This window comes from Streptomyces sp. NPDC090499 (assembly GCF_044769305.1).
GTDB lineage: Bacteria > Actinomycetota > Actinomycetes > Streptomycetales > Streptomycetaceae > Streptomyces.
Genome location: NZ_JBIVXP010000055.1, coordinates 1 through 1,572, shown reverse-complemented (window position 1 = coordinate 1,572; position 1,572 = coordinate 1). Strand labels below are relative to the sequence as shown.

Here is a 1,572-nt window from a genome sequence, read left to right as displayed (position 1 = left end):
AGACGCTGTTGTCTTTCCGGACATGAGGGCGGTGTTTTCGCTGGTCAGGCATAGTGCGGGTGGTTCGGTGGGAGTGGTGGCGTGTCGTGTCGTCGTTCCCCGGGAGGTTGCGGATGCCGTCGGTCGTCGGACTGCTGGAACAGCATGAACTCGCCGCTCGGCGTCGAATCGACGGGCTGCGCGAGGAAGCCGACCGCATCCAGGCCGAGCTTGCTGCGGCCGAGCTGGAGTGGCAGGAGTGGGTGATCGCCCGCAGGCGGGTGGGCACCGTCCTGGCCCCGGACGATGGCGACATCACTGGTCAAGAGGCTGTCCCTGGCCCACAGCACGAGGACACGCGTTCGGTGTCCGGGCAAGCAGCAAAACCGAAGTCGCAGGTGCCTGTGTGGCGTGAGGGGCTGGCCGGGTCGGTGCTGTCGGTGGACTATCAGCGCATCCTTGCGGCCCTGACGGACCGGCACCGGCTCCATCAAGGGCCGCTGACCTGCCAGGAGTTGGCCGTGATGTTCGGCCTGGACGCGGTGCCGGCCAAGGTGGAGGCGCTGCGTTCGAAGGCGAAACGTCTGGTCGCGCGGGGCTGGCTGGCCGAACCGCAGCCGGGCCGGTTCACCCTCGCCCAGGGCCCGGCCGGGCAAGGCGGCGCGTCATGAGCAGGGTCATCGACCAGTAGATCATCGCCTCGGCGCTGGTGGTGCGGCGTTCGAAGTCGCGCACCAGGCGGCGGGTGCGCATCAGGTGGGCGAAGAGCCGCTCGACGATCCACCGCTTGGGCAGCACCACGAAGCCGCGCAGGTCGTCGCTGCGTTTCACGACCGTCAGGACCAGGGCGAACGCGGCCAGGCAGTGCTCGACGAGGCTGCCGGTGTAGCCGCCGTCCGCCCAGACGAGGTTCAACCGGTGGTGCGCATCGGCGACTTGGCGCAGCAGGACGTGGGCAGCGGCGCGGTCGCCGACATCCGCGGCGGTGACCATCACGCCCAGGAGCAGGCCGAGGGTGTCGACCACGACGTGCCGCTTGCGCCCGTTGATCAGTTTGCCGCCGTCAAAGCCGCGGCTGTCCGATCCGACGACGGCGTCCGCCTTGACCGACTGCGAGTCGATCACACCGGCCGTCGGCTCCGCGTCCCGGCCCAGCTTCTCGCGCACCCGGCCACGCAGCCGCTCGTGGAACTCCTTGACCAAGGCGTGGTCGCGCCAGCGGCGGAAGAATGCGTAGACCCGGTCCCACGGCGGGAAGTCCCCCGGCATCGCCCGCCACTTGATCCCGTTGTCCACGAGATACCGGATCGCATCGAGCATCGTCCGCTGGCAGTACCCCTCCGGCCGTCCGCCCCGGCCACGCATCCAGCCCGGCACCGGCAGCAACGGCCGGACCACGGCCCACTCCGCGTCCGTCATGTCCGACGGATACCGCCGAACACGTTCCGGGTGATCGGCCGCATTCCCGAACCGGTGAGCGACACAATCACACGTAAGTGCAGCCGAGTTGAACTCCACCGGCGCAAGCACATACAACTGCGGCAACAGGGTCTCCCGGGTCCTCGGTTGGCTTCGCAACCCCGAGCTACCAAG

The 1,572-nt window shown here is 68.9% G+C and carries 2 protein-coding genes; one reads left to right on the top strand and one right to left on the bottom strand.

The genetic code is table 11. The annotated features are described in order from the left end of the window. The first annotated feature begins 113 nt into the window (after positions 1–113). The gene (locus tag ACIQVL_RS51540; protein ID WP_403479316.1) at positions 114–650 is read left to right on the top strand and encodes a hypothetical protein; all 537 of its coding nucleotides are present in this window, start codon (positions 114–116) and stop codon (positions 648–650) included. Here ACIQVL_RS51540 and ACIQVL_RS51535 read toward each other — a convergent pair. Next, entirely contained in the window at positions 607–1,398 is a 792-nt protein-coding gene (locus tag ACIQVL_RS51535) for an IS5 family transposase (RefSeq protein WP_403479315.1), read from the bottom strand. The two genes, ACIQVL_RS51540 and ACIQVL_RS51535, sit on opposite strands and share 44 nt — an antisense overlap. Positions 1,399–1,572 lie beyond the last annotated feature (174 nt).